22 protein-coding genes are annotated in these 23,738 nt (G+C 67.4%); 2 read left to right on the top strand and 20 right to left on the bottom strand.

Annotation, left to right across the window (positions count from 1 at the left end; translation table 11 throughout):
- Positions 1-205 precede the first annotated feature (205 nt).
- The 12 genes from QX094_RS19210 to QX094_RS19155 form a co-directional block, all read right to left on the bottom strand.
- Positions 206-904 carry a biliverdin-producing heme oxygenase gene (locus QX094_RS19210; RefSeq protein WP_316188090.1) on the bottom strand — a complete coding sequence of 233 codons (699 nt, stop codon included), beginning with the start codon at positions 902-904 and terminating at the stop codon, positions 206-208.
- A gap of 17 nt (positions 905-921) precedes the next feature.
- Positions 922-1,848, bottom strand: coding sequence for a photosynthetic reaction center subunit M (gene pufM, locus QX094_RS19205; RefSeq protein ID WP_315750173.1), 927 nt, complete (start codon positions 1,846-1,848; stop codon positions 922-924).
- An 18-nt stretch (positions 1,849-1,866) separates the two neighbouring features.
- Positions 1,867-2,712 carry a photosynthetic reaction center subunit L gene (gene pufL, locus QX094_RS19200; RefSeq protein WP_172237511.1) on the bottom strand — a complete coding sequence of 282 codons (846 nt, stop codon included), beginning with the start codon at positions 2,710-2,712 and terminating at the stop codon, positions 1,867-1,869.
- A 141-nt stretch (positions 2,713-2,853) separates the two neighbouring features.
- On the bottom strand, positions 2,854-3,042 hold the full coding sequence (gene pufA, locus QX094_RS19195) for a light-harvesting antenna LH1, alpha subunit (RefSeq protein WP_315714306.1): 189 nt from the start codon (positions 3,040-3,042) through the stop codon (positions 2,854-2,856).
- Between the two features lie 16 nt (positions 3,043-3,058).
- The gene (gene pufB, locus QX094_RS19190; RefSeq protein WP_315714305.1) at positions 3,059-3,292 is read right to left on the bottom strand and encodes a light-harvesting antenna LH1, beta subunit; all 234 of its coding nucleotides are present in this window, start codon (positions 3,290-3,292) and stop codon (positions 3,059-3,061) included.
- A 151-nt stretch (positions 3,293-3,443) separates the two neighbouring features.
- Positions 3,444-3,671 (bottom strand): hypothetical protein, encoded by a 228-nt coding sequence (locus QX094_RS19185; protein WP_315714304.1) that lies wholly within the window; start codon positions 3,669-3,671, stop codon positions 3,444-3,446.
- A gap of 30 nt (positions 3,672-3,701) precedes the next feature.
- Positions 3,702-5,153, bottom strand: coding sequence for a chlorophyllide a reductase subunit Z (gene bchZ, locus QX094_RS19180; protein WP_316174871.1), 1,452 nt, complete (start codon positions 5,151-5,153; stop codon positions 3,702-3,704).
- A complete protein-coding gene (bchY, locus tag QX094_RS19175; protein ID WP_315750171.1) occupies positions 5,153-6,703 on the bottom strand; it encodes a chlorophyllide a reductase subunit Y in 1,551 nt (516 codons plus the stop codon). Before bchY ends, bchZ begins: the two co-directional genes overlap by 1 nt.
- Before the next feature lie 31 nt (positions 6,704-6,734).
- Positions 6,735-7,733, bottom strand: coding sequence for a chlorophyllide a reductase iron protein subunit X (locus QX094_RS19170; protein WP_315750170.1), 999 nt, complete (start codon positions 7,731-7,733; stop codon positions 6,735-6,737).
- Complete coding sequence (gene bchC, locus QX094_RS19165) at positions 7,730-8,671, bottom strand: chlorophyll synthesis pathway protein BchC (RefSeq protein ID WP_315750169.1); 942 nt, start codon at positions 8,669-8,671, stop codon at positions 7,730-7,732. The genes QX094_RS19170 and bchC overlap by 4 nt, the downstream gene beginning before the upstream one ends.
- 89 nt (positions 8,672-8,760) lie before the next feature.
- On the bottom strand, positions 8,761-9,906 hold the full coding sequence (locus QX094_RS19160) for a methyltransferase (RefSeq protein ID WP_315750168.1): 1,146 nt from the start codon (positions 9,904-9,906) through the stop codon (positions 8,761-8,763).
- 336 nt (positions 9,907-10,242) lie between these two features.
- The gene (locus tag QX094_RS19155) at positions 10,243-11,112 is read right to left on the bottom strand and encodes a polyprenyl synthetase family protein (RefSeq protein WP_315714298.1); all 870 of its coding nucleotides are present in this window, start codon (positions 11,110-11,112) and stop codon (positions 10,243-10,245) included.
- 123 nt (positions 11,113-11,235) lie between these two features.
- Between QX094_RS19155 and crtD the strand changes: the two genes are divergently transcribed.
- Together crtD and QX094_RS19145 are read left to right on the top strand one after the other, a co-directional pair.
- Positions 11,236-12,765 (top strand): 1-hydroxycarotenoid 3,4-desaturase CrtD, encoded by a 1,530-nt coding sequence (crtD, locus tag QX094_RS19150; RefSeq protein ID WP_315750167.1) that lies wholly within the window; start codon positions 11,236-11,238, stop codon positions 12,763-12,765.
- Between the two features lie 155 nt (positions 12,766-12,920).
- Positions 12,921-13,625 carry a hydratase gene (locus tag QX094_RS19145; RefSeq protein ID WP_315750166.1) on the top strand — a complete coding sequence of 235 codons (705 nt, stop codon included), beginning with the start codon at positions 12,921-12,923 and terminating at the stop codon, positions 13,623-13,625.
- 615 nt (positions 13,626-14,240) lie between these two features.
- On the opposite strand, the gene QX094_RS19140 is transcribed toward QX094_RS19145, so the two are convergent.
- From QX094_RS19140 to hutU, 8 genes are all read right to left on the bottom strand, one after another.
- Entirely contained in the window at positions 14,241-14,384 is a 144-nt protein-coding gene (locus QX094_RS19140; RefSeq protein WP_315714295.1) for a hypothetical protein, read from the bottom strand.
- 146 nt (positions 14,385-14,530) lie between these two features.
- The gene (locus QX094_RS19135; RefSeq protein ID WP_315750165.1) at positions 14,531-15,571 is read right to left on the bottom strand and encodes a phytoene/squalene synthase family protein; all 1,041 of its coding nucleotides are present in this window, start codon (positions 15,569-15,571) and stop codon (positions 14,531-14,533) included.
- Positions 15,568-17,106, bottom strand: coding sequence for a phytoene desaturase (locus QX094_RS19130; protein ID WP_315750164.1), 1,539 nt, complete (start codon positions 17,104-17,106; stop codon positions 15,568-15,570). The genes QX094_RS19135 and QX094_RS19130 overlap by 4 nt, the downstream gene beginning before the upstream one ends.
- Before the next feature lie 51 nt (positions 17,107-17,157).
- Positions 17,158-18,063, bottom strand: coding sequence for an alpha/beta fold hydrolase BchO (bchO, locus tag QX094_RS19125; protein ID WP_316188089.1), 906 nt, complete (start codon positions 18,061-18,063; stop codon positions 17,158-17,160).
- 33 nt (positions 18,064-18,096) lie between these two features.
- On the bottom strand, positions 18,097-19,065 hold the full coding sequence (locus tag QX094_RS19120; protein WP_315750162.1) for an alpha/beta hydrolase: 969 nt from the start codon (positions 19,063-19,065) through the stop codon (positions 18,097-18,099).
- A 133-nt stretch (positions 19,066-19,198) separates the two neighbouring features.
- Positions 19,199-20,938: a magnesium chelatase subunit D gene (locus tag QX094_RS19115; protein WP_315750161.1), complete on the bottom strand. Its 1,740-nt coding sequence runs from the start codon at positions 20,936-20,938 to the stop codon at positions 19,199-19,201.
- A complete protein-coding gene (gene bchI, locus QX094_RS19110; RefSeq protein WP_315714289.1) occupies positions 20,935-21,981 on the bottom strand; it encodes a magnesium chelatase ATPase subunit I in 1,047 nt (348 codons plus the stop codon). Before bchI ends, QX094_RS19115 begins: the two co-directional genes overlap by 4 nt.
- A gap of 84 nt (positions 21,982-22,065) precedes the next feature.
- Positions 22,066-23,736: a urocanate hydratase gene (gene hutU, locus QX094_RS19105; RefSeq protein ID WP_315750160.1), complete on the bottom strand. Its 1,671-nt coding sequence runs from the start codon at positions 23,734-23,736 to the stop codon at positions 22,066-22,068.
- Positions 23,737-23,738 lie beyond the last annotated feature (2 nt).

Below are 23,738 nucleotides of genomic sequence, written 5' to 3'. Positions count from 1 at the left end.
GCCTTGTCCGTCCTGCCTCCGGAGAGCCAATCTGGATTCGAAAATCTCCCGACGTCGGCCTCTGCGATCCAAGTTGCGGCTGGGCCGAATTGGAAGGGCATATGCGATTGCCCTGCCGGAAAGGAGGAGCGGAGCCCACCGCCCCCGGGGGAGGACGCGGGGTCTCACGCGATCGTATTCGACCAAACCGATGGCGAAGGATCAATCAGGCCTTCGCACATCGCGTTCTCAGCCCGGCCGCCTCCTGCAGCGCTTGCGACAGCGTGATGTTCATCTCGAACGCCAATGCCGCCTCCTCGACGACGGTCTCATGCTCCGCCATCGCCGCGCCGGCCTGCTCCAGCACGTCGCGGTAGTCGTCCTTGAACCGCGGGATATCAGCGATCTCGGGGAATTCGTAGAACGACGTCGCCTCGGGCCGTAGCTCGAGCGAACGCGCGAGAATCTTCTTGATGATCTGGCCGCCGCTGAGATCACCGAGATAGCGCGTATAGGCATGGGCCAGCAGCCGATGGCCGGAGCCGGCTCCCGCTTCCTGGATGACCCGGACATAGGCGATGGCCTCGGGCAGCAGCGGCAGAGGGCTCGCATCGAACCACGCAAGATCAAGCTTGATCGCAGCACTGCGATGCAGCTCCGGCCGCACGATGCGGCCCATCACCGGCGTTCCCTGATGGCGGAGCAGCTCCGCTTCGAGCGTCTCGTAGACCGGCATCAGATTGCGCAACAACAACGCGTAGGCCTGCCGCGTGCCGCGTCCCCGCAGCAGCTCGGCGACGATCCCGGTCCGCTCCGCGGTGACGTGCAGCGTCTTGGTACGCTCGCGCATCGCCTGCAAGAGACTGGCCGGGCGCGCGCTGCGTCCGGCCGTCTCGATCCGATCCAATTCGACTCTGTCCAACATGCCTCGACCTGCAGCAGTCAGCGCGGCGGCGCCAGCCCGTGTTTCACGCCCCAGTCGAACCAGCTGTCGACGACGGTGCCCGACAGTAGGATACCGATGCCGCCGGTCAAGGGACAAAGCACGGCGAACCACCAGGCCCAGCGATGGATCGATTCGGCCGTGGCATTGAAGCCCATCGTCCAGCGCCAGAACAGCGCACCGCGTTCGAAGGCCGTGCCGCGGTCGACGATCTGCTCGAGCTCACGCTCGCCGCCGTAGCGGCTGATCGCGAGCACCGTCGCGCCATGCATCGCGAACAGCAGCGCCGATCCGTACAGGAAGGCGATCGAGAGCATGTGGAATGGGTTGTAGAACAAATTGCCGTGGGTGATGGAGAAGTTGTTGGTCCAGTCGAGATGCGGGAAGATGCCGAACGGCACCGCCTCGCTCCAGCTCCCCATGAAGATCGGCCGGATGAAGCCGAGCACCAGATAGAGCCAGATCGCCGCCGCGAACGCCCACGACACATGCGTGCCGAGGCCGAGCGCCCGGGCGCGGCGATAGGTGCGCGCCCACCACAGCAGGATCGACGTCGTCAGGAAGAAGCCGGCCATCAGCCACCAGCCGCCCTCCTGCAGCGGCGGGAAGATCTGCAGGCCGTATTCCGGCGCCGGCGGCTGCAGCGCCAGCCACGGGAACTGTCGAATGAACTCGAGCGGGCTCCAGTTCACCGACGCCAGCATGTTGAGACCGATGATCTCGATCGCGACGAAGCCGGACATCAGCGAGGCGAGGCCAAGGAAGCCGAGATAGACCGGCCCCACCTGTGCGTCGCCGACCTTGCCGAACCAGTAGTTGAAGCTGCCCTTGCCGAGCCGCTCCCAGATTCCGGGCTCGATCGGGATGCCCGGGTAGATCGCACTGCGAACTTGGATCTGCGTGAAGATGTTCTGGTATTGGGCCATGGTGACCTCTCCTTGAACTCATTGCGGCGGCGACCAGATCGGGACCCTGCGCCACCACTCCCACCAGTCCGACCAGGCATTGCCTTCCGGCAGCAGCCAGGCGGGACCGGAGATGACGATGCACACCGCGCTGAAGAACACGGCCGACAGCGCCAGGAACAGGCCGACCCGGTGGATGCCGAGCGTGCCGACCGAATAGCCGATCAGATCTCGGAACATCGTGTTCTCGTGCTCGGGCGACTTCATCTCCTCACCCCGGCCCGGATTGCTGGCCGAGAGGATCAGTCCGCCGTGCAAAGCGAGCGCGAGACACGTCGTGAAGAAGAACGTGATCGCGATCATGTGCGCGGGGTTGTAGTGGAAGTTGCCGAACTGATAGCCGGTGTTCGACACCCAATCGAGATGGGTGATGATGCCGTAGGGGAAGGCGTAGCTCCACGAGCCCATCAGCACCGGACGGATCACCTCCAGCGTGAAATAGGCGAAGATCGCAAAGCCGAAGGCGACCGGCACGTGATAGCCGATCGCGAGCTTGCGGCAGATCTCGACCTCCCGCAGCGCCCAGGAGACGAATGCGCCATGCGCGCACACCGTGATGAGCTGCCAGAAGCCGCCCTCGGTGAGGGGCGCGAACGACAGCCCGTATTTGGCATCGGGTGGATTGATGCTGATCTGCCAGAGATTCCAGGTCGGTCCAAGCGCCGTGGCGTAGAGGATCAGCGCCACGCCGACGAAGGTGAAGAAGATCGTCGTCACGCCGAAGAAGCCGACATAAAACGGTCCGACCCAGAAATCGAAGAGGTCGCCGCCGATCAACGTGCCGCCGCGGACGCGGTATTTTCGTTCAAAGCTGAGCATTGCCATCGGTCCTGCCTCCGCTGCCCGTCGCTCGATATGCTGCGTGTCGTATCGTCGTGTCGTGAATTCGTGGACAAGAGGATTTGGGAAGCGGGCGAACGGGGTCTGCCGCCGTCGCACGTCCGCTTCCCTCTGGTCGTCGAGCTGTTAGCTGAGCTTCAGCGGGGTCGCCGGCTCGGAGATCGACGACGTCTTCGCTGCACGCGGTCCCTCCAGCCAGTTGAACCGGTTGGTGCTGAGCAGGATGAAGTGAATCACCAATGCCAGCCCGAACAGGAACACGCCGAGAGCCACGAGAACCCTGCGGGGATCGAACAACAACCACAAGCGCCACATAGTTTTCTCCTTTCGATCAGGTCAGGTAGGAGAGCACGATATTGGCGTAGTGGGTCGCCCCATCCAGCGCCGCCGCCTTGTAGCCAGTCGGCCCGGGCAGCCAGGGACGCCACATCCAGGCGAGAATGTGGGCGACGATCGCAACCGCCGTGAAGACCACAAAGCTCGTCATGAAGATGCTATGGAATTCCCTCGCCTCCGCTTCGGTCAGCCCCGACAGAGAGCCTCCCTTGTTTGGTACGTCCACCATAGTGGTACCTCCTGGTGTTGGCCTTTCGGCCGGATGCCACTCACCGAGATGAGCGGCGTCGAAGCGCCATCCCGTCACCGGGATGACATCCATGCGGCGAGCCGCACGAATTCCTTGCAATACTTGGAGAGCGAACTCACAGCTCTCGAACTCAAAGTCCCATGAAGGACGAGGTCGCGCAGTTCGCGGCCTTGATCCTTGCTTCACCGACGATCGCGCCGAGCGGCGCGGGCCGGTGGCCGGTGATGATGGAGCCGATCCGGCGCAGCACGCCCTCGACCATCAGCACGGCGAAGCACACCGCGTAGACCAGGAGATAGTCGATGCGCTCGCGCGATCTCGGCGCGACGTCACGATCCATGCGCTCGTATAACGACATCGTCCTCTCCCTGTCCGCTATCCTCGTGCCCTACGCGGCCTGGCCCGTTGCGAGCTGCGACCGCGCATGCGCGAGAACGTCCTCCGTCACCTTGTCCAGCCCCGCCTGGCGCGCGCCGCGTTCCGCCGCGTCGCGCAGCCGCTTGGCCGCCGAGATCCGCACCAGCACCGGCTGTGTCTCGATGATCTGGTCGAGCGCGAGCTTGGCCCCGTCATCCCACGGCAATTCACGCTCGAGCCGCGCCGGCGTCGCTGCGATCTGATCGAGCTGGGTTGCGAGCGGCAGGATGTTGAACAGCGCATCGAACAGCGCGTTGCAGACCTCCTGCACCACGTAGGTCGCGCCGGCGTAACCCATGAACGGCGTGCCGGTGTGGCGGCGGATCACCGTGCCCGGGAACGAGGCCGGGATGTAGATCGACCGGTCGCCGGCTTCCGCCGCATACATGCGCTCGTTATAGCTGCCGAACAGCACCAGCGGCGGCCGCTCATGGACGAGCTTGCGGATGGCGTCGTTGTCGGTCTTGGCGCCGGCACAGCGCGAGATCGCGAAGCTGCAGGGCAGCCCGAGCTCGGTCTCCAGGAAATTGCGCAGGCCCCGCGCGTAGGTCTCGGACGCGACGATGCCGAAGCTCGCGGTGCCGAAGAAGTCCTGCGTCACCGAGCGCCACAGGTCCCACAGCGGCTTGATCGTCGTATGCTTCTCCCGGGTGATGAACGGCTCGGGATCGAGGCCGAGCATCTCGCCCAGGGAGCGCAGGAATTTCGTCGTCGAATGCAGCCCGATCGGCGCCTGCAGATAAGGCCGCTCCAAGGTCTCGCACAACAGCCGCCCGAACTCGCGATACATGCAGACGTTGACGTCGGCATCGACCAGCTTTCCGACATCGGCGAGATGGCTGCCGAGCGGAAACACCATGTTGATCTCGGCGCCGATGCCTTCGAGCAGGCGACGGATCTCGGCGACATCCGACGGCGTGTTGAAGGTGCCGTAGATCGGGCCGATGATGTTGACGCGCGGCTTCTCGCCGTCCTTGCGCGGCCTGCGCTCCGGGATCTTGCGCAGGCCGTATTCGCTCCACAGCCAGCTCAACGCGCGGTTGGCGCTCTGCCACTGGTCCTCGTCGATCGTGCGGGGCAGGAAGCGCTTGATGTTGGAGCCTTCCGGCGTGACGCCGCCGCCGATCATCTCGGCGATCGAGCCGGTGACGACCACCGCCGGCAGATCCGGATCGAGCGCCGCGCGGGCGCGCTTCATCGCCTGCTCGGTGCCCTTCTGGCCGAGCTCGTTCTCGCCAAGCCCTGTCACGACGATCGGCAGCTCGTGCGGCGGCAGGCCGTCGGTGTAGTGCAGCACCGAGGTCACCGGCAAATTCTCGCAGCCCACGGGGCCGTCGATGACGACCTGCAGGCCCTTGATCGCGGTGAACGCGTAGACCGCTCCCCAATAGCCGCCGGCGCGATCGTGGTCGAGGATCAGCATCACACCATCTCCCCGGACGTGCGCTTCCTGGCCTGCGCCGCGACCGCTTTGCGGAACTTGTCGCGGAATTCGGGACGTTCGACCGGTGTGCCCTGCCACACGCCCGCATTGTCGCCCTCACCAACACCTTCGAAGAAGTCGCGCATCTCGTCGAAGCGCGCCTTGCCTGCGATCGCCGCGTTGACGACCTGCGCCAGCGAGCCGGCTCCGGACACGCCGAACAGCGGCCGCGCCGAGATCAGATTGGTGAAGTAGAGCGACGGGATCGCGCGCGCCTTGGCCTTCTGCACGACCGGCGTGGTGCCGATGGCGAGATCCGGCGCGAACTCATCGACCGCCGCGAGATCCTGCTCCAGCGAGGCGCGGTACTGCACGCGCACACCGCGGCTCTCGAGCCAGGCGCAATCGGCCTCCGACCAGCGCGTGCGCGGACAGGCGGTGCCGACATAGCGCAGATCGGCGCCGCTCTCGACCAGCAGACGCCCGACCAGCAGCTCCGATCCCTCATATCCCGACAGCGTGATGCGGCCGCGGATCGGCGTGGCCGCAAGCGCCGCGCGAATTGCCGGCAGCACCGCGGTCTTGGCCGCATCGATCTGCGCGCGCCCGACGCCGCAGGTCTTGCCGACAGCTTCCAGCCAATCCGCGGTGCCATCGCAGCCGACCGGCGCCGAGCCGATGATCGGACGGCCCGCCGTCTCGAACTCGCGGATCGAAGCCGTATAGAACGGGTGGATCGCCGCCACCGCCGCACAATCCAGCGCGCCATAGAGCTCGCGCCATTCGCGCGTCGGCACGGTGGGGCCTGCGGCGAGGCCAAGCGGCGCCAGCATCATGCCGATGCCGACGGGATCGGCGGGAAACATCTCACCTAACAGCGCGACGGTCGGCCGATCGCCGCGCAGCGCGCGCGGCGCCTGCACCGGGCCCTGCTCCGCTTCGCGGCGCGCGTAGTTCAGCATCGCGCCGGCGAGCACGTCCTTGGCCTCGGCATGGGTCGGCACGCCAAACCCGGGCACGTCGATGCCGACCACGCGGACGCCGTTGATCTCCTTCGGCAGGATCTGAAGCGGCACGCCCGAGGCGGTGGGGACGCAGAGATTGATGATGACGACGCAATCGTAGTTGGCGGGATCTGCCAGCTTGAAGACGGCCTCGCGGATATCCTCGAACAGTTTTCCGGTGACCAACGTCTCCGAGTTGAATGGGACGTAGCCGACGCTGCGCCGCGCGCCGTAGAAGTGCGAGGTGAAGGTCAGGCCGTAGACGCAGCAGGCCGAGCCCGACAGCACGGTGGCGGTGCGCCGCATGCGCAGGCCGACGCGCAGCGAGCCGAACGCCGGGCACATGCTCTGCGGCTGATCGTGCGGCCCTGCCGGATAATCGGCCGCGTAGCGCGCCAGCACCTCGCTCTTGCCGGCGGCATCGGCCGCACGCTTGAGCTCGGCCTTGCCGGCGTGGCAGCCGAGCGCCTCGGGCGGCGCCGGCAGAAGAGCTGCCTCTGCGCCGCTCTGCGCGCTCATTGCCTGGTGGACCACAGGATCGCTCATTGCATTCCATTCCGCTCGTCGGCCGATCCCATCACAAATTGTCGTAGATCACTTCGAGCGACGGCCTGGTCACCGCGGCGCTGCCACACATGTCTTCGAGCGTCGCCTGCTCCAGCACGACGCCGCGTCCCACATCCGAGCCCTTGAACAAACCGAGCAGGCCGTCATGCGTCAGGGGGTGCGGATGCTGCGGCGGCGCCTCGGCGACGTTCTTGGCGAGATGCTCGAACAGCGGCGCCCAGGGCGTGCCGGGCCGGCCAATGATCTGATAGCTCGCGCTCTTGCGGCGGATGTCGTCGTCGGCCGGGATCGAGGCCAGCACCGGAATGCCGGTGGCTTCTGCGAACGCCGCAGCCTCGCCGGTGCCGTCATCCTTGTTGATGACAATGCCGGCGACGCCGACATTGCCGCCGAGCTTGCGGAAATACTCCACCGCCGAGCAGACATTGTTGGCGACGTAGAGCGATTGCAGGTCGTTGGAGCCGACGATGATCACCTTCTGGCACATGTCGCGCGCGATCGGCAGGCCGAAGCCGCCGCAGACGACGTCGCCGAGGAAGTCCAGCAGCACGTAGTCGAAGCCCCAGTCGTGGAAGCCGAGCTTCTCGATCAGTTCGAAGCCATGGATGATGCCGCGTCCGCCGCAGCCGCGGCCGACCTCGGGCCCGCCGAGCTCCATCGCGAACACGCCGTCGCGCTTGAAGCAGACGTCGCCGATCTTGACCTCCTCGCCGGCAAGCTTCTTCTTCGAGGAGGTCTCGAGGATGGTCGGGCAGGCGCGGCCGCCGAACAGCAGCGAGGTGGTGTCGCTCTTCGGATCGCAGCCGATCAGGAGCACCTTCTTGCGCTGCTGGGCCATCATGTAGGACAGGTTGGCGAGCGTGAAACTCTTGCCGATGCCGCCCTTGCCGTAGATCGCGATGATCTGCGTGGCCTTCTTCGGCGCAGCCGTCAACGGCGCATCCGGCTCGATCGCCGCTTCGGCGCGCAGAGCATCGGTCATCTCACTGATCTTGGTCGGGGCATTCATGCGGCAGCTCTCCAGTCCAAGACCATTTTGAGACATGACGGATCGTCGAACGCGGTCCGGTAGGCGCTCTCCGCGGACAAAGCGTCGGCGTGGTGCGTGATCAGCCCGTCCAGAGACAACCTGCCGGTGTCGATGAGATTGCGCACCGCGAGCAGATCCTCGTGCTTCCATTCGGCGGCGACGCGGATCGTCGCTTCGCGCATGAAGGCCGGAGGGTAGGAGAAGGAGAGCGGCGCGCTGTAGAAGCCGGCGAGGATGATCTCGCCACGTGGCGCCAGGCGAGCAATGAGGCTGTCGAGCAGGCCGGCATCGCCGCTGGCATCGAAGATCAGGCGATAGTCGCGTCTGCTGTCCTCTGCGGGATCGATGACGCGATAGCCCGTCGCGCCAACGGCGCGCTCCGGATTGCTCTCCCACACCACGGGCGGATCGCCGCCCATCGCCACGATCAGCCGTGCCAGCAGACGGCCGAGCACGCCATGGCCAACCACGCATTCGGCCTGGCCGTCACCACCGATCGACAATGCATGATAGGCGGTGGCCGCCAGTGCCAGCAGCACGCCGCGCCGGCCCGTCGTCTCATCGATCGCAACAATGCGCTGTGCGGGAACGTTGAGGCGCGAGGCGGCGGCGCCAAACAGGCTCCTGACCTCGCCGAAGCAGCGCGCCGCGCCCGGCACGAACACGCGCTCGCCTTTGCGAAAACCGGAATGCGGGGCGGCGTGCGCGACGCGGCCCACCGCCTCGTAGCCCGGCACGAGCGGATAGCCCATGCCGGGAAACTGGGGCATGCGGCCCTCGTACAGCAGCCGTTCGGTACCGGTGCTGATCGCGCTCCATTCGATGTCGACGGTCAGGCAGTCCGGGACGTCTGCGAGCAGCAGGTGCTGCAGCGACAATTGCCTCGGCCTCCCCAGTACGACGGCGATCGCGTCCATAGCCCAACTCCCCAGCGACGCCCGCTTAGTTACGGGTGTCAGGTTAGCCTGACTGAAAGAAGTGTCAATATTTATTTACAGTCCGGGTGTCAGCTTTTCGCGACAATCACGCTTGCGATCAGCGGAATTCGCGTACGAAGTACTCGCACCTGCGAAAAACCCGCCGCCTGGAGCAGGTCGCGCAAGCGGGCGGCGCTGCGCGGCCGCCCCTGTCCCATCGCGCGGAGATAGATCTCGAAATAGGCGCTGACGCCGTCGGCCCCGCCGGCCGCCTCGCGCATCGGCTCGCCCAGCAGCAGCACGCCATCGTCAGGCAAGGCGGCGCGCACCTTCGCGAGCAACCGCGCCACGGCGTCGTCGTCGTGATCGTGCACGACACGAATCAGCGAGATCACGTCCGCGCCGGTCGGGAGCGCATCATCGTAGAAGCTGCCGGCCGTGATCGTGACGCGATCGGCGAGCCCGGCCCTGGCGAGACGCTCCTGCGCGATCGCGGCGACCCCGGGCAGATCGAACAGCTCGAGCTGCAGTTGCGGCGCAGCCCGCGCGGCGGCGGCGAGGAAGCTGCCGTCACCACCGCCGACATCGAGCAGGCAACGGTGGCCGCTCAGGGGATAGGCTGCGAGGACGATGTCCGCGATCATCGGCTGCGACGCCGCCATCAGCGCCGTGTAGGGCGCGACGCTGTCGGGTGTCAGCGCATCGCCGGTCTTGTCCAGCGCATACGGCCAGTACTGCGCGAGCCGGCGCTGGCGGTCATGTCCGCGCAGCAGCGCCACGGGATCGGTGAGATCGGCATACAGCGCGGCGTGATGTCGAACCATGGCGGCGATCCCGGGATTGCCGAGCAGCGCCGCGCCGAGCGGCCCGAGCCCGTAGCGCGCCGCACCGCGGCGCTCGAGCAGCTGAAGCGCGGACGCCGCCTCGCACAGGCTGAGCATCGCGTCGGGGGCCATCGCCGCGCGCGACGCCAGTGTCGCGACATCGCGGGGGCCGGAACGCAAGCCTTCGAACAGATCGAGCTGCACGCAGGCCGCCAAGGTCTGCGAATAGACGAAGCCGGCGCAGAGATCGAACAGCTGCGCGGCACGCTTGCGCGCGATCGGCCGCGTCAACGGAAACGCCGCCGCCCAGCGTTGGAATGCCGCACTCGCCAGCAGCCCGTCCCGCCAGCCGCGCCAGCGATCGCCGAAGCTGACCGGCGCCGGCGTGTTGTGGCGGATGGCCCCAGGCATGGCGCTACGGCTCCAACCACGAAGGTTGCGCTGGCTGACGCAGTTGATTGGTCCGAATGGCTCGACACACGCAGGTGCCCACCCTCCCCTGGAGGGGGAGGGTCGCCGCGCGCGAAGCGCGCGGCGGGGTGGGGTGGGCTCGGAAATTGGTGCTTATGAGTCCCGATGCCCTTCGCTGCGCCTGCCTAAGCCTGCGGGGTATCACCGGCACTGCGCGCGCGGATGGGCTGTCACCCCACCCCGCCGCGCGCTTCGCGCGCTTCGACCCTCCCCCTCCAGGGGAGGGTGAGCAACGCTCGTGTGGTGAGACCGTCGCCATCCCATGCGGCCGAACAATCACGCCGCCGACGCCGCCAGGCGGCGCGGCACGAGGCGCTTGGCTTCCTGCTCCATCAGCAAACGCAGCTCGTGCGCGTGGGCGCAGGGCGGCATGGTGCGGATACCGTCGGCGACGAGGTCGTGCAGATAGCTGACGGCGCCGGTGAGCCCATAGATCAGCACGGCGTTGGGCCGCCCATGCGCGGCGTCCTGGCCGACGGGCTTGCCCGCCTCCTCTTCATCACTGGCGGCATCGCGAATGTCGTCGGCGACCTGATAGGCCTCGCCAATGGTCTCGCCGAGCGTGCGCCACGCTTCCGGATTCTCATGCCCTGCCGCAGCGGCACCCGACACGGTGGCCGCCGCAAACAGCGCGCCAGTCTTGGAGCGGTGATAGCGCGACAGATCGATCTGCGGCTCGCATTCCCAGGCTTGCCCAGCCGAGATGCCATGCGGCACGCCGACGGCATCGCCGATGGTCGCGATCAGCTGCGCCAGCCGCAGCGGCGAGCAGCGCGACTTGGCCAGCGTCTGGAACGCGAGCACGATCAGCGCGTCGCCCGCGAGCACCGCGAGCGGCTCGCCGAACGCGGCATGCACCGAGGGCCGCCCGCGTCGCAGCGCCGCGTTGTCGAAGCACGGCAGATCGTCATGCACCAGCGAGGCGCAGTGCAACAGCTCGATCGCCGACCCGGCGGCGTCGGTCGCCGCGGGCTCGTCGTCGCCACAGGCTGCGGCCACGGCATGACAGAGCCGGGGCCGGACCCGCGCGCCCTTGGGGAACACTGCGGCCTGCATCGCCGCCGACAGCCGTGGCGGACATCCGGGCCGGTCGGCCAAAGCGACCGCTGCGACGAGGGATTTCTCGATCCGGGCCACCACGTCCATGTCCGCCTCCCCTATCGCGAGGTCCACCCGGCCCTCGCTTATGTAAATTACAGCTTACACCCATAATGTAAATCATGCTAGACATTTCCCGTGTCAGGTCCTGCGGACGGGGGGTGCGAGGAAATGGCCGATCCCCGCCTGATCGTGGTCGGCGCCGGCATCGCCGGGCTGGCCGCTGCGCTCACGCTCGCCGCGCGCGGCGCCGAGGCGACGGTGCTGGAGCGCGCGCCCGCGCCCGGCGGCAAGATGCGCCAGATCGCGATCGGACCTGTCAGCATCGACTCCGGTCCCACCGTGTTCACGATGCGCTGGGTGTTCGACGAGCTATTTGCCGAGATCGGCACCGCACTCGACGATCATCTCACCCTGACGCCGCTCGACGTTCTCGCTCGTCACGCCTGGACCGATCGCCGCACGCTCGATCTGTTCGCCGACGAGGAGCAATCGGCCGACGCCATCGGTCATTTCGCCGGACGCAGCGAGGCCGAGGGCTATCGCGCGTTCTGCCGCGATGCCCGCCGCATCTTCGAGGTCCTGCGCGATCCGTTCATCCGCACGCCGGCGCCGAGCATGACGCATCTCCTGCGCACCGCCGGCTTTCGCGACCTCACCGCGATCCGCCCATTCCAGACGCTGTGGAAGGCGCTCGGCGGCTATTTCCGCGATGCCCGCCTGCAGCAATTGTTCGGCCGCTACGCGACCTATTGCGGCTCGTCGCCGTTCCATGCGCCGGCGACGCTGATGCTGGTCGCCCATGTCGAGCAGTCCGGCGTCTGGCTGATCGACGGCGGCATGCACGAGCTCGCCGCGTGCCTCGCGGCGCTGGCGCGGCGCCGCGGCGTCACCATCCGCTATGACGCCGAGGTCGCGGGCATCGCGACGAACGCCGGCCGCGCTGCGGGCGTGCGGCTCGCCAATGGCGAGCAGATCGCCGCCGACGCCGTCATCGCCACCGCCGATGTCGCGGCATTGGCGCAGGGCCTGTTCGGACCCGAGGCGGCGCGAGCCCTCCCCGCCATCCCGGAATCGGCGCGCTCGCTCTCGGCGATGACCTGGAGCTGCATGGCGCGCGCCGACGGCTTTCCGCTGTTGCGTCACAACGTGTTCTTCTCGCGCGACTCCCGCGCCGAGTTCGAGCAGTTGATCGACCGTCGCACGATGCCGCAGGAGCCGACCGTCTATGTCTGCGCGCAGGCGCGCGACGGCCAGCCGCGCAAGGCTGGGACGAGCGAGCCGCTGTTCGTGCTGATCAACGCCCCCGCCACCGGTGACCATCACAGCTTTGCTCCCTCGGAGATCAGCCAATGTGCCCGCCAGACCTTCGACCTGTTGCAGCGCTGCGGCCTCAGCATCGCGACGACGCCGGAATTGACCCGCGTGACGACGCCGACGGACTTCAACCGGATGTTTCCGGGCACGGGGGGCGCGCTGTACGGCCGCAGCTCGCACGGCTGGATGGCATCGTTCCAGCGGCCGGGCGCGCCGACGAAGCTGCCGGGGCTCTACGTGGCGGGGGGCAGCGCGCATCCGGGACCGGGCGTGCCGATGGCGGCGCTGTCGGGCCGGATGGCCGCTGCACGGGCGATCGCGGACCTCGCTTCGACCGCCTTGTCCCGGAGCACGGCTATGCGTGGTGGTATGTCGACGCGCTGAGCGATGACGGCCGCTTCGGCATTACGCTCATTGCCTTCGTCGGCAGCGTGTTCTCGCCGTACTACGCGTGGTCGCGGCGGCGGGGAGCGGCTGATCCCGAAAATCACTGTGCGCTCAACGTTGCGCTCTATGGCGCGCGCGCGCGGCGCTGGGCCATGACCGAGCGCGGACGCGGCGCGATCACGCGTGAGCCTGCGAGCCTCAGGCTCGGTCCGAGCAGCCTCGCCTGGAACGGCCGCGAACTCACTATCGAGATCAGCGAGGTCAGCGTGCCCTGGCCGCTGCCACTGCGCGGTCGCGTCCGCGTCGTGCCGACGGTGCTGACCGAGATCGCGTTCACGCTCGATGCCGAGGGACGCCATCGCTGGCAGCCGATCGCGCCATGCTGCCGCGTGTCGGTCGATTTCGATCATCCGGATCTGCGCTGGCGCGGCGACGGCTATTTCGACACCAACCATGGCGACGCGCCGCTGGAGCGCGACTTCCAGAGCTGGCAATGGTCGCGCGCGGCGACGCGCACCGGCACCGTGATCTCGTATGACACGGTCGCACGCGACGGCGCCAATACGTCGCTCGCGCTGCACGTCGACCCCGCGGGCCGTTTGGAATCGATCACGCCGCTCACGGAGGCGCCATTGCGCAAGACGCTGTGGCGCGTCGACCGCAGCGCCCGCGCCGACGCCGACGCACCGGTGCGCGTCGTGAACACACTGGAGGACGCCCCGTTTTACGCGCGCTCCCATCTCGCCGCCCGTCTGCACGGCGAGGATGTCGAGGTGATGCATGAGAGCCTGTCGCTCGACCGCTTCCAGATGCCGATCGTCCAGGCCATGCTGCCGTTCCGGATGCCGCGGTGGTGAGGATGGGACAGGGGCGACGTTGGCTGCAGTCGCTGGCGAGCGCAGCGGACCTGCAATGGTCGCGGAACGACGGCGGAATGCGGCGAGACAAATTCCGATAATGATAAATCTATTGCTATTTATCTGAAATTATGATTGTCTACGCGCATCCCGCCTCACCGCAGAGGGGCGTAGCGCGCGATCGTCACGACACGCGAGGTGGGGATGCGATGGCCGCGAGAGATCGCAGCATTCTCTTCGACGAGGGTGCCGACGAACGATGTCTTGCGGACGTGAAGTCGCAGCGTCCTGATACCCCGACGCTGGTATCAAGCCGCGATGGCGCTCATGTGCCGCGTGGTGATGGTGGCCAACAAGCCCGGCGCACCAGGGAGACTGCGTATAAGCGTGAAGACCGTCGCGCAGGGAATGCCGGTTGAATCGGCTTTGCCTGTGGTACCTGCCGCCTGCATTTTTTCTGCAGGCGGGCCATGGGTGAGGCCTTCACCCGGCATTCCCTGCGCCCTCTGCACTGTTTGCGAGGGACAAGATCATCGCAGACCTCGGGCAACCTCTGCCGCGAGAACGCGAAGCCATGTCGATCGCTGTTTGAGACGTGAATCCGCCTCCCCCACCCTACCGCTTCTCCGCTTCGCGCTCCCTGGCCTCGCGCTCGGCGCGCTGGCGGTCGAGGCGGCGGCCTTGCCATTCGAGCACGAGCCAGCCGAGCACACACATGGTGACGACGACGAATTCGAGCAGGCCGCCCATCTCGCTCATGGCGCGTCACTCATCGCGTCTCACCTGGTGTCCAGCTCATGACTTCGCGTGTCATGGCATCGCAGCCGAGCCACACTGGTCGCGCCAACGCGGTCGTACCGTCGTACGCGAGTCGTCTTATACGTGATGGCGACGACCTCGCCTCGCTACGACATCCGCCCCGAGCGCAGCAACTGATCGCGTCGCTCCAGGCGCTCGAACAGGTCGAGCACCCACAGCGCGCGATCGTGAACAGTCCGGCGCGGCGGCGCGATCGCGTGCGAGCGCTGCGCATCCGCCGCGACGACCGCCTCGATCAAAATACGCGCCTCCGGCCGCGGCGGCGCCAGCGACGGCTGCTCCTGCAGCAGCGACATCACCGCCGCCTTGCCGAGAAGCTGCAGCTTGCGCGGCATCGAGACGAATGCGCGCCGCGACAGCGAATCGAATTCGGCACGTGCGACCTCGCGGCCGATCTCGGCATAGATCAGCCGCGCCGCGTGGATGCCGGGCCGGCAGGTCCACGGCAGATCGGCGATGCCCGCAGCAGCGCGGGCATAGAACACGTCGGCGACCGCGAGCAGTCGCGCGGTGACCCGCCCGATGCGGTCGTCGAAGAACGGCGCGGCACGCCAGGTCTCGATATCGAGACCCGCCTCGCGCAGCCATTGCCGCGGCAGATAGAGCCGGCCGGCGCGGGCGTCCTCGCCGACGTCGCGCGCAATGTTGGTGAGCTGCATGGCGATGCCGAGATCGCAGGCGCGCCCGATCGTCTCGGACTCACGCCGGTTCATCAGCAGCGACATCATCACGCCGACCGTGCCGGCGACGCGCACGGCATAGGCGAGCACGTCGCTCAGGGTCTCATAGCGGCGGCCCTGCGCATCCCAGGCGAGGCCTTCGAGCAGCGCCTCCGGCAGCGCGCGCGGAATCGTGAACTGCGCCACGACGCCGGCCAGCGCGCGATCGACGGGACTGTCGTCCGGCGTGCCATGATAGATCCGGTCGAGCCGTTCGTGCAGCAGCTCGACGGCGTCGACGCGTCGGCCGGGCCCGTCGATCGCATCATCGGCCTCGCGGCAGAACGCGTAGAGCGCGACGGCGGCATCGCCGACCGCGCGAGGCAGCACTTTCGAGGCGGCAAAGAACGTCTTCGATCCGCCCCGCAACATCCGCCGACAGATCGCAATGTCCGTTTGCCAGCTCATCGGCGCTCCAGCTCATGCGGCGCGGGCACGAGATCATCGAGCACACGCGCCGAGGACAGCACGCCCGGCAGGCCGGCGCCGGGATGGGTGCCCGCGCCGACCAGATAGAGCCGCTCGACCTCTTCGCTCTTGTTGTGCGGCCGGAACCAGGCGCTCTGCATCAGCACCGGCTCGAGCCCGAACGCCGCGCCGCGATAGGACGACAGGCGATGCTCGAAATCATCCGGCGTCAGCAGCCGCGACGTAACGAGCTGGCCGGCAAGGTCCGGCAGCAGCGTGTCGCTCAGAGCGGCCTCGATCCGCTGGCGGAACGGCTCGGCCGTCGCCGACCAGTCGATGCCGCTCTGCTGATGCGGTACCGGCGACAGCACGTAGAAAGCATCGCAGCCATCGGGCGCCAGCGACGGATCGGTCGCGGAGGGGCGATGCAGATAGAGGCTGAAATCATCCGCCAGCACCTTGCGGCGGAAGATGTCGTCGAGCAGGCCGCGATAGCGCGGGCCGAGCAGGATGGTGTGATGCTGAACGTCATCATAGCGGCGCTTCGTGCCGAAATACCAGACGAACAGGCTCATCGAGTAGCGCGCACGGTCGATGCGCGCATCGGTCCAGCGCCGGCGCGGCACGCTCGGCAGCAGATGCCTGTAGGTCCAGGCCGCGCAGCCGTTGGAGACGACGACATCGGCGGCAGTCGTCTCACCGGATGCGAGCCGCACGCCGGTCGCAACACCGTTCTTCGTGGTGATCTCGGCCACGGGCGCCGAGCAGCGCACCTGGCCGCCCTGCCCCTCGATCAGGCTGACGAGCCCTGTCACCAGCGCGCCGGTGCCGCCCATCGCAAAGTGCACGCCCCAGCGCCGTTCGAGATAGGCGATCAGGCAATAGATCGACGTGGTCGTAAACGGGTTGCCGCCGATCAGCAGCGGATGGAAGCTCAAGATCACGCGCAGCCGCTCGTCGCGGACGTAGTGCGAGATGAGGCCATAGACCGAGCGAAAGCTCTGCAGCTTGATCATCGCCGGCGCGATCTTTGCCATGTCCATGAACGACAGGAACGGCACGTCGCCAAGCTCCTCAAAACCCTTTCTGAAGATCGCCTCGCTCGCCTTCATGAAGCGCTCGTAGCCATCGACGTCGCCGGGTGCCAGGCGCGCCACCTCGGCGCGCATCTCGGCCGGGTCGCCCGAGCAGTCGAACACGGTGCCGTCGTCGAAGCGGATGCGATAGAATGGGGAGATAGGCTTGAGCGTGACGTCGTCGGACATCTTCCGACCGCACAGCTGCCACAGCTCCTCGAACAGGAACGGCGCGGTGACGATGGTCGGGCCGGCATCGAAGGTGAAGCCGTCCTGGCGATGCACATAGGCGCGGCCGCCGGGCGCATCGAGTTGCTCGTAGACCGTGACGCGATAACCGCGCGCACCGAGCCGGACCGCTGCGGCGAGGCCGCCGAAGCCGGAGCCGATCACGACCGCATGCGGCCGGTCTCCGAGCACAGCCGGGACAGTGGCCTTGATGGTGGAGACGTCGAGCATGGGCGAAAGCGTAAATTGAAATTGACGCTTTCGCCAGCCAAAAATGTCAATTTAACTGGACGCTTCCTGCTGCGCTGCAAGGACGCCCGCGCGCTCGGCGGCGTTGACGATCAGGCCCACGATCCTGGCCGGCTGCTCCTCATGGGCCAAATGACCAAGGCCATGAATGAGTTCGAGCTGCGCCTGGGGCACCAATCGCTGGACGCGACGCGCGACGTCTGGCGGGATGGCGCGGTCATTCGCGGCCGCGACCAGAAGCAGCGCGGTCTTCAACCGCGGCAGCTCGCGCCCAAGCGGATGCAGGTCCCAGTTCGCCATCATCTCGAGCGCGGCGCCGACATGGCCGGGGCTGCCGACCAGCCGCCGATACAGCCGCTCGCCTGTCGCGTCGATCGTCGAGCCAGTGCCCTTCAGCAGCCGATGCACCGCCGCCGGATCGCGGCCCCGCCAGGCGAACAGCCGCGGCACCAGCGGATTGAGCGCCATCATCTTGGCGAGCGGCGACAGGAACTGCGCGGCCGCGCCGCCGAACGGCAGATAGGCGCCATTGAGGCTGACGATCAGCTTCGGCCTGATGAGATTGTCGAGCGTCATGCGCGTCAGGATCGCCGCGCCCGCGGAATGGCCGATCGCGATTTCAGGCGCGATCGCAAGCTTCTCGCAGAGGCCAGCGAGATCGCGCGACATGCCGTCGAGCGACAGCCGCCGCCCATGCGGCGTGGAGGTGAAGCCGTGGCCGGAGAGATCCGGCGCGACGACGGTGAAGTGCCTGGCGAGCAGCGGCGCGAGATCGCGCCAGGAATGGGTCGCGGCTCCCGTGCCATGGGCGAGCAGCGCAACGGGCCCCTCGCCCATGATCTGAACATGCCAGCGCAGGCCCGCGGCCTCGACGAAGCGGCTGGCTGCGCGGTTGGGCCAGTCGCTGCCGTCGACGCTCCAGTTCGGCTTGTCGCTCATGCCGGCCCACGCGGTTGGACGCCGCCGGCATCGTCAACGATCGGCCGCGCGCGTCAGGAAATCATCGTAGCTGGCGACGACTTTATCAAGCTGTTCGAAATGCGGCATCGCGCCGGTCTGCATCACCTCGATCTGCCAGTTGGGCAGAGCCTCGACGGCGTGCTTGCCGTGATAGTCGACGAAATCGCCGCGCACGCCATGCACCATCCAGACCGGCATCGCCAGTGCCTGGTAGAGCTTCAGGGCATTGGTGCTGAACAGATAGCCGGAGACGAAGGAATACGGCGCGTTCTCGGCGCCGGGCTGATGGGTCGTGATGTAGTCATACTCCAGCAGGCCCTCGTCGATGTCCTTGCGGCCGAAGGTCTTCTGCAGGAAAAAACGAATGCTGGCGCGCGAGGTCAGCAGGGTGAAGAAGCCGTGCTTCCACAGCGGGACGTTGAGGATGTTGCGGAGCCACGGCATGGCGCGGGTCGTGTCCTTGGTGCCCGCCGACTCGGCCGCGGCCTCGGCGCGGCGATCGAAGCCGGTCGGGCTGAGCAGCGCCAAGGTGCGAAACAGGTTCGGCGCCTCGGTGCCGGCGCGCGCGGCGAACTCGCAGCCGAGCGACAACGCGATGGCGTCGATCGCGACGTCGCCATGACGGCGGCGAATTTCGTTCGTGGCGAGCAGAATCGCATCGGTCATGATGCGCGGCGTATAGATGCGGTCGGCGCGGTCCGACAGGCCGAAGCCCGGCAGGTCGAGCGCATAGACCGGACGCGTCTGGCGGTAGTGCTCGAACAGCGGCTTCATCTCGTAGGCCGTCGCCGCGGCGTTGACGCTGTGAATCAAGAGCAGCGGCCGCTGCTCCGCCGGGGTGGCGGGGCCGTCGCCATAGCAGGTGATGCGGCCCGTACGCGGATTGGCGAGTTCGAAGCTTGGCGCTGCAAGCGGCGGCGGCATCGTCACAGCGCGCGTGTCAGCCGCATGATCACTCTGTGTAGTCGAGGCGACCTGCATGGCGTGCTCCTGTGTGACGATATCGGGCGACGGCAGGCAAGCGCTGCCATACGAGTGGGTGAGCATAGCGATGACCGATCCTCTTGTCAGTCGCCGTTGGGAACGCAGCTTGACGCCGGGGGTTCCACCGCCATCAGCCGCGGCCGGCTTGCGCCATAACGGCCTGCGACAACCGTACGGCATCGGCATGAGGCAGCGCGACGTAACGCGCCTGCATCGCACCGGCGAGCTGCGCGGCCTTGTCCTGCGGGCGCGGCGAGGAATCGACCAGCACGACCGGAATGCCGGTCAACGCGAGCTGCCGTGCGGCCACCAGCGCCTCCGCCTCGGCCTCGCTGCGGCCGCCGCCATCGCGCGCGACATTCGCCCGGCCGTCGGTCATCAAAACGATCGTCGGCGTCTGGCCCTTGGCCTTCACGGCGAGCGCGAGCTCGGTTGCGGCGAAGATCGCCGCCGACAGCGGCGTGCCGCCGCCGCCGGGCAGCGCCGCGAGGCTGCGCTTGGCGCGCGTCAGCGAGCGCGTCGGCGGCAGCAGCAGCTCGGCGCCCCTGACGCGGAACGCGATCAGCGCGACCTCGTCGCGGCGAATGTAGCATTCGGCCAGCAGCAGCTCGACGGCGCCCTTCACTTCCGCAAGCCGCTGCAAGGCCGAGGAGCCGGAAGCATCGACGACGAAGATGGTCGTGGTGCCCGAGCGCTGCTTGAAGCGGGTGATCCGAATGTCGTCCTTGTGCACGATCAGCCGGCCACTCTTGCCGGAATGTTGCGTCCGCCGCCGCAGCGGCTGCCACGGCGCTGCCGCGCGCAAGGTCTCGAGCACATTGAGCCGCGCGCCGGCGCGCCATTCACCACGACGCGCGCCAATCGGACGGCCGCGCTTCGGCACCTTCTGAGCGGTGCCCTGCTTGCTGACGCTGCTGCTGCGGACGCGGGTCGCGCGTTCCTCTTGCAGCCGCTTCAGCAGGTCGACTGGAATGGCCGCCTGCGCCGCTTCGACCACGCGATCCTCGAGCGAACCGTCCTCGCTGCGGTCGTCGTCCTCACTCTCGGCCGACTCATTCTCGGGCTCCGGCGCCTCGCTGTTCTCAGTCTCGTCATCCGCTGCGGGCAGCCGGGTGGCGCGCGGCGCCAGCACCAGCCGCGCGGCGCAGGCGATGTGCGCTTCGGCGACTTCGACCTCACCATCAAGGGCCGCTGCGATGCGCGCGACGCGACAGGCGAGCAGCGGCGCGCGCAGCGAGTCGATGCCGAGCGCGCAGGCCGTCATCGTCAGCGCCGCGATCGCGTCGTCCGACGAACGGACCTGCGGCAGCCGCGCACGCGCTGCTGCGATGTCCGACGATTTGAACAGGCTCTCGCCGAGATCGACGCGCGCAACTTTGCTGAGATCGAGATGGCAGGCCAGGCGGTCGGCCAAGGCAGGCGACACGCGCTCATCACCGATGCCCTCGTCGAGCGCAATCAGTCCGAGCCGAGCCGGTGCGCGCAGCGACATGCCATCGCGCTCGATGCTGATAGCCCCGGTGTCGACGGCAACACAGAGATGTGTGACCGTCGACCGCGACATGCGCTCGGCCATCACGGCGATCAGCCCGCCGCCATCGGCATCGGCGAGCAGCCCACGTTGCAGCACCGGCCGCCCCGCCTGCAACGTCGCGGCGAGATCGAGGCCGCCAAGCAGGCGATCGTCCGAGATCGACGGCGGCAGCTTGCGCAAGGGTGTCGACGGCGGCATCAGCTCGTGCAACAGCTCCAGCCACTGCTCGCGCACCGGACCTGCGCCCGCACGCAGCAGCACCGACGCGGACGGGTCGATCGCGGCCAGAGCGGCCGCGATCATCGCATCGGCCCAGATCGCGGCGCCATCGCTCACGGCGCGAACAGCTCGTCGAGCGCGCGCTCGACCCGCACCGACGAGCCGGAATCGTCGAGCGGATTGCGCCTGAGACGGTGCCGCAACGCCATCGGCGCGACCGTCTTCAGATGGCGGTCATCGACCGCCTTTGCGCCCTCCAGCGCCGCTACCGCGCGCGCCGCCCGCATCAAGGTGAGTTCGCCACGCAGGCCATCGGTGCCGAGCGCCATGCAGAGGCGTGCGGCCTGCTCGAGCTCACGATCGGCGACCTTGACCGCTCCGATGTGCTCACGGCCCGCGAGGATACGCTTGCGCTGCTTCGCCTCCTCCTTCTCCCAATGTGCAACGAAGGCGGTGGGATCGGTCTCGAAGGCATCGCGCCGCTTGACCACCTCGATGCGCGTCGGCAGATCATTGGGCGTCTTGACCTCGACGGATAGGCCAAAGCGATCGAGCAATTGCGGCCGCAACTCGCCCTCCTCCGGATTGCCGGTGCCGACCAGCACGATGCGGGCGGGATGGCGGATGCTGAGACCGTCGCGCTCGACCACGTTCTCGCCTGACGCGGCGACGTCGAGCAGGAGATCGACGAGATGATCCTCCAGCAGATTGACCTCGTCGATATAGAGAAAGCCGCGATTGGCGCGAGCGAGCAGCCCCGGCTCGAATGATTTCTCGCCATGAGCCAGCGCACGCTCGAGATCGAGCGCGCCGACGACGCGGTCCTCGGTGGCGCCGAGCGGCAGGTCGATGACCGGAACCGGCACCTGGTGCGCCTTCAACGCCGCCGGCTTCTTTGTCTTGCCGCTTGGCTTGGAGCGCGCGCGACACGCGGCGCATTGCGCGGCGACGTCGGCCGGATCGCATTGATAGGGACAGCCGATCACGGCGCTCATCGGCGGCAAGAGCGCGGCGAGCGCGCGCACCGCGGTTGATTTTCCGGCGCCGCGATCGCCAAAGGCCAGCACGCCGCCGACCTTGGGATCAACGGCAGCGATCATCAGCGCCAGCTTCATCTCGTCCTGGCCGACGATGGCCGAGAACGGAAAGGCGATTCCCATGAGCGTCCCCTGCGCCGCGACGCGTTCCCGCCGCGTTGCCAGCATGAGACCACAATCAGGGGCCGCTCTTCAACCCATCAGCGCTTAACGGACGAGGCTCGGCAGATCGAGACCATTGGCCTCGGCGCAGGCGATGGCGTCCTCATAGCCGGCATCGGCGTGGCGCATCACGCCGGTCGCCGGGTCGTTCCACAGCACGCGTTCCAGCCGCCGCGCAGCGTCCGCCGTGCCGTCGGCGACGATCACCATGCCGGCATGCTGCGAATAGCCGATGCCGACGCCGCCGCCATGATGCAACGACACCCAGGTGGCGCCGCTCGCACAATTGAGCAGTGCGTTGAGCAGCGGCCAGTCGGACACTGCGTCCGAGCCATCCTTCATCGCCTCGGTCTCGCGGTTCGGGCTCGCCACCGAGCCGGAATCGAGATGGTCACGGCCGATCACGATCGGCGCCTTCAATTCGCCGCGGGCGACCATCTCGTTGAAGGCAAGCCCAAGGCGATGGCGATCGCCGAGCCCGACCCAGCAGATCCGCGCCGGCAGGCCCTGGAACTTGATGCGCTGCCTCGCCATGTCGAGCCAGTTGTGCAGGTGCTTGTTGTCCGGCAACAGCTCCTTCACCTTGGCGTCGGTCTTGTAGATGTCCTCCGGATCGCCCGACAGCGCCGCCCAGCGGAACGGGCCGATGCCGCGGCAGAACAACGGACGGATATACGCCGGCACGAAGCCCGGAAAATCGAAGGCATTCGCGAGGCCCATGTCCTTTGCCATCTGGCGGATGTTGTTGCCATAGTCGAGCGTCGGAATGCCCATGGCGTGGAAGTCGAGCATCGCCTGGACGTGGCCGACCATCGACGTCTTCGACGCCTGCTCGACCGCCTTCGGCTCCGAAGCACGCTTGGCTTCCCACTCTGCGAGAGTCCAGCCCTTCGGCAGATAGCCGTTGATCGGATCATGCGCGCTGGTCTGGTCGGTGACGATATCCGGCCGCACGCCACGACGCACGAGCTCGGGGAATATCTCGGCGGCATTGCCGAGCAGGCCGACCGACACCGCCTTCTTGGTCGTCGCGGCGTCGGCCATCAGCGCCAGCGCCTCGTCTAGCGTCGTGGCCTGGCGATCGAGATAGCCGGTGCGCAGCCGCATCTCGATGCGGCTCGGCTGGCATTCGACGGCGAGCATCGAGGCGCCGGCCATGGTCGCCGCAAGCGGCTGCGCGCCGCCCATGCCGCCGAGGCCCGCGGTCAGAATCCACTTGCCGGAGAGATCACCGTTGTAGTGACGGCGGCCGACTTCGACGAATGTCTCGTAGGTGCCCTGCACGATGCCCTGGCTGCCGATATAGATCCAGGAGCCGGCCGTCATCTGGCCGTACATCATCAGGCCCATTCTATCGAGCGCATTGAAGTGATCGAGCGTCGCCCAATGCGGCACGATGTTGGAGTTGGCGATCAAGACGCGCGGCGCATCCGGATGGGTGCGGAAGATGCCGACCGGCTTGCCCGACTGCACGACCAGCGTCTGGTCCGCCTCGAGCTTGCGCAAGGAGGCGACGATGCGATCAAAGCTGTCCCAGTCGCGCGCGGCGCGGCCGATGCCGCCATAGACGATCAGTTCGCTCGGCTTCTCCGCCACATCAGGATCGAGATTGTTCATCAGCATGCGCAAGGGCGCTTCGGTGAGCCAGCTCTTGGCGCTGATGTCGCTGCCACGGGGAGCGCGGATCACCCGTTCGTTGTCCAGGCGTCGGTTCATGG

This window comes from Bradyrhizobium sp. SZCCHNS1050 (genome assembly GCF_032484785.1).
GTDB lineage: Bacteria > Pseudomonadota > Alphaproteobacteria > Rhizobiales > Xanthobacteraceae > Bradyrhizobium.
This window is presented reverse-complemented; position numbering and strand designations above follow the sequence as displayed.

Bases quoted from the DNA above. Each gene is read 5' to 3' on its own strand.
- QX094_RS19210 (WP_316188090.1), bottom strand. From the start codon at position 904: ATGTTGGACAGAGTCGAATTGGATCGGATCGAGACGGCCGGACGCAGC.
- pufM (WP_315750173.1), bottom strand. From the start codon at position 1,848: ATGGCCCAATACCAGAACATCTTCACGCAGATCCAAGTTCGCAGTGCG.
- pufL (WP_172237511.1), bottom strand. From the start codon at position 2,712: ATGGCAATGCTCAGCTTTGAACGAAAATACCGCGTCCGCGGCGGCACG.
- pufA (WP_315714306.1), bottom strand. From the start codon at position 3,042: ATGTGGCGCTTGTGGTTGTTGTTCGATCCCCGCAGGGTTCTCGTGGCT.
- pufB (WP_315714305.1), bottom strand. From the start codon at position 3,292: ATGGTGGACGTACCAAACAAGGGAGGCTCTCTGTCGGGGCTGACCGAA.
- QX094_RS19185 (WP_315714304.1), bottom strand. From the start codon at position 3,671: ATGTCGTTATACGAGCGCATGGATCGTGACGTCGCGCCGAGATCGCGC.
- bchZ (WP_316174871.1), bottom strand. From the start codon at position 5,153: ATGCTGATCCTCGACCACGATCGCGCCGGCGGCTATTGGGGAGCGGTC.
- bchY (WP_315750171.1), bottom strand. From the start codon at position 6,703: ATGAGCGATCCTGTGGTCCACCAGGCAATGAGCGCGCAGAGCGGCGCA.
- QX094_RS19170 (WP_315750170.1), bottom strand. From the start codon at position 7,733: ATGAATGCCCCGACCAAGATCAGTGAGATGACCGATGCTCTGCGCGCC.
- bchC (WP_315750169.1), bottom strand. From the start codon at position 8,671: ATGGACGCGATCGCCGTCGTACTGGGGAGGCCGAGGCAATTGTCGCTG.
- QX094_RS19160 (WP_315750168.1), bottom strand. From the start codon at position 9,906: ATGCCTGGGGCCATCCGCCACAACACGCCGGCGCCGGTCAGCTTCGGC.
- QX094_RS19155 (WP_315714298.1), bottom strand. From the start codon at position 11,112: ATGGACGTGGTGGCCCGGATCGAGAAATCCCTCGTCGCAGCGGTCGCT.
- crtD (WP_315750167.1), top strand. From the start codon at position 11,236: ATGGCCGATCCCCGCCTGATCGTGGTCGGCGCCGGCATCGCCGGGCTG.
- QX094_RS19145 (WP_315750166.1), top strand. From the start codon at position 12,921: ATGACCGAGCGCGGACGCGGCGCGATCACGCGTGAGCCTGCGAGCCTC.
- QX094_RS19140 (WP_315714295.1), bottom strand. From the start codon at position 14,384: ATGAGCGAGATGGGCGGCCTGCTCGAATTCGTCGTCGTCACCATGTGT.
- QX094_RS19135 (WP_315750165.1), bottom strand. From the start codon at position 15,571: ATGAGCTGGCAAACGGACATTGCGATCTGTCGGCGGATGTTGCGGGGC.
- QX094_RS19130 (WP_315750164.1), bottom strand. From the start codon at position 17,106: ATGCTCGACGTCTCCACCATCAAGGCCACTGTCCCGGCTGTGCTCGGA.
- bchO (WP_316188089.1), bottom strand. From the start codon at position 18,063: ATGAGCGACAAGCCGAACTGGAGCGTCGACGGCAGCGACTGGCCCAAC.
- QX094_RS19120 (WP_315750162.1), bottom strand. From the start codon at position 19,065: ATGCAGGTCGCCTCGACTACACAGAGTGATCATGCGGCTGACACGCGC.
- bchI (WP_315714289.1), bottom strand. From the start codon at position 21,981: ATGGGAATCGCCTTTCCGTTCTCGGCCATCGTCGGCCAGGACGAGATG.
- hutU (WP_315750160.1), bottom strand. From the start codon at position 23,736: ATGAACCGACGCCTGGACAACGAACGGGTGATCCGCGCTCCCCGTGGC.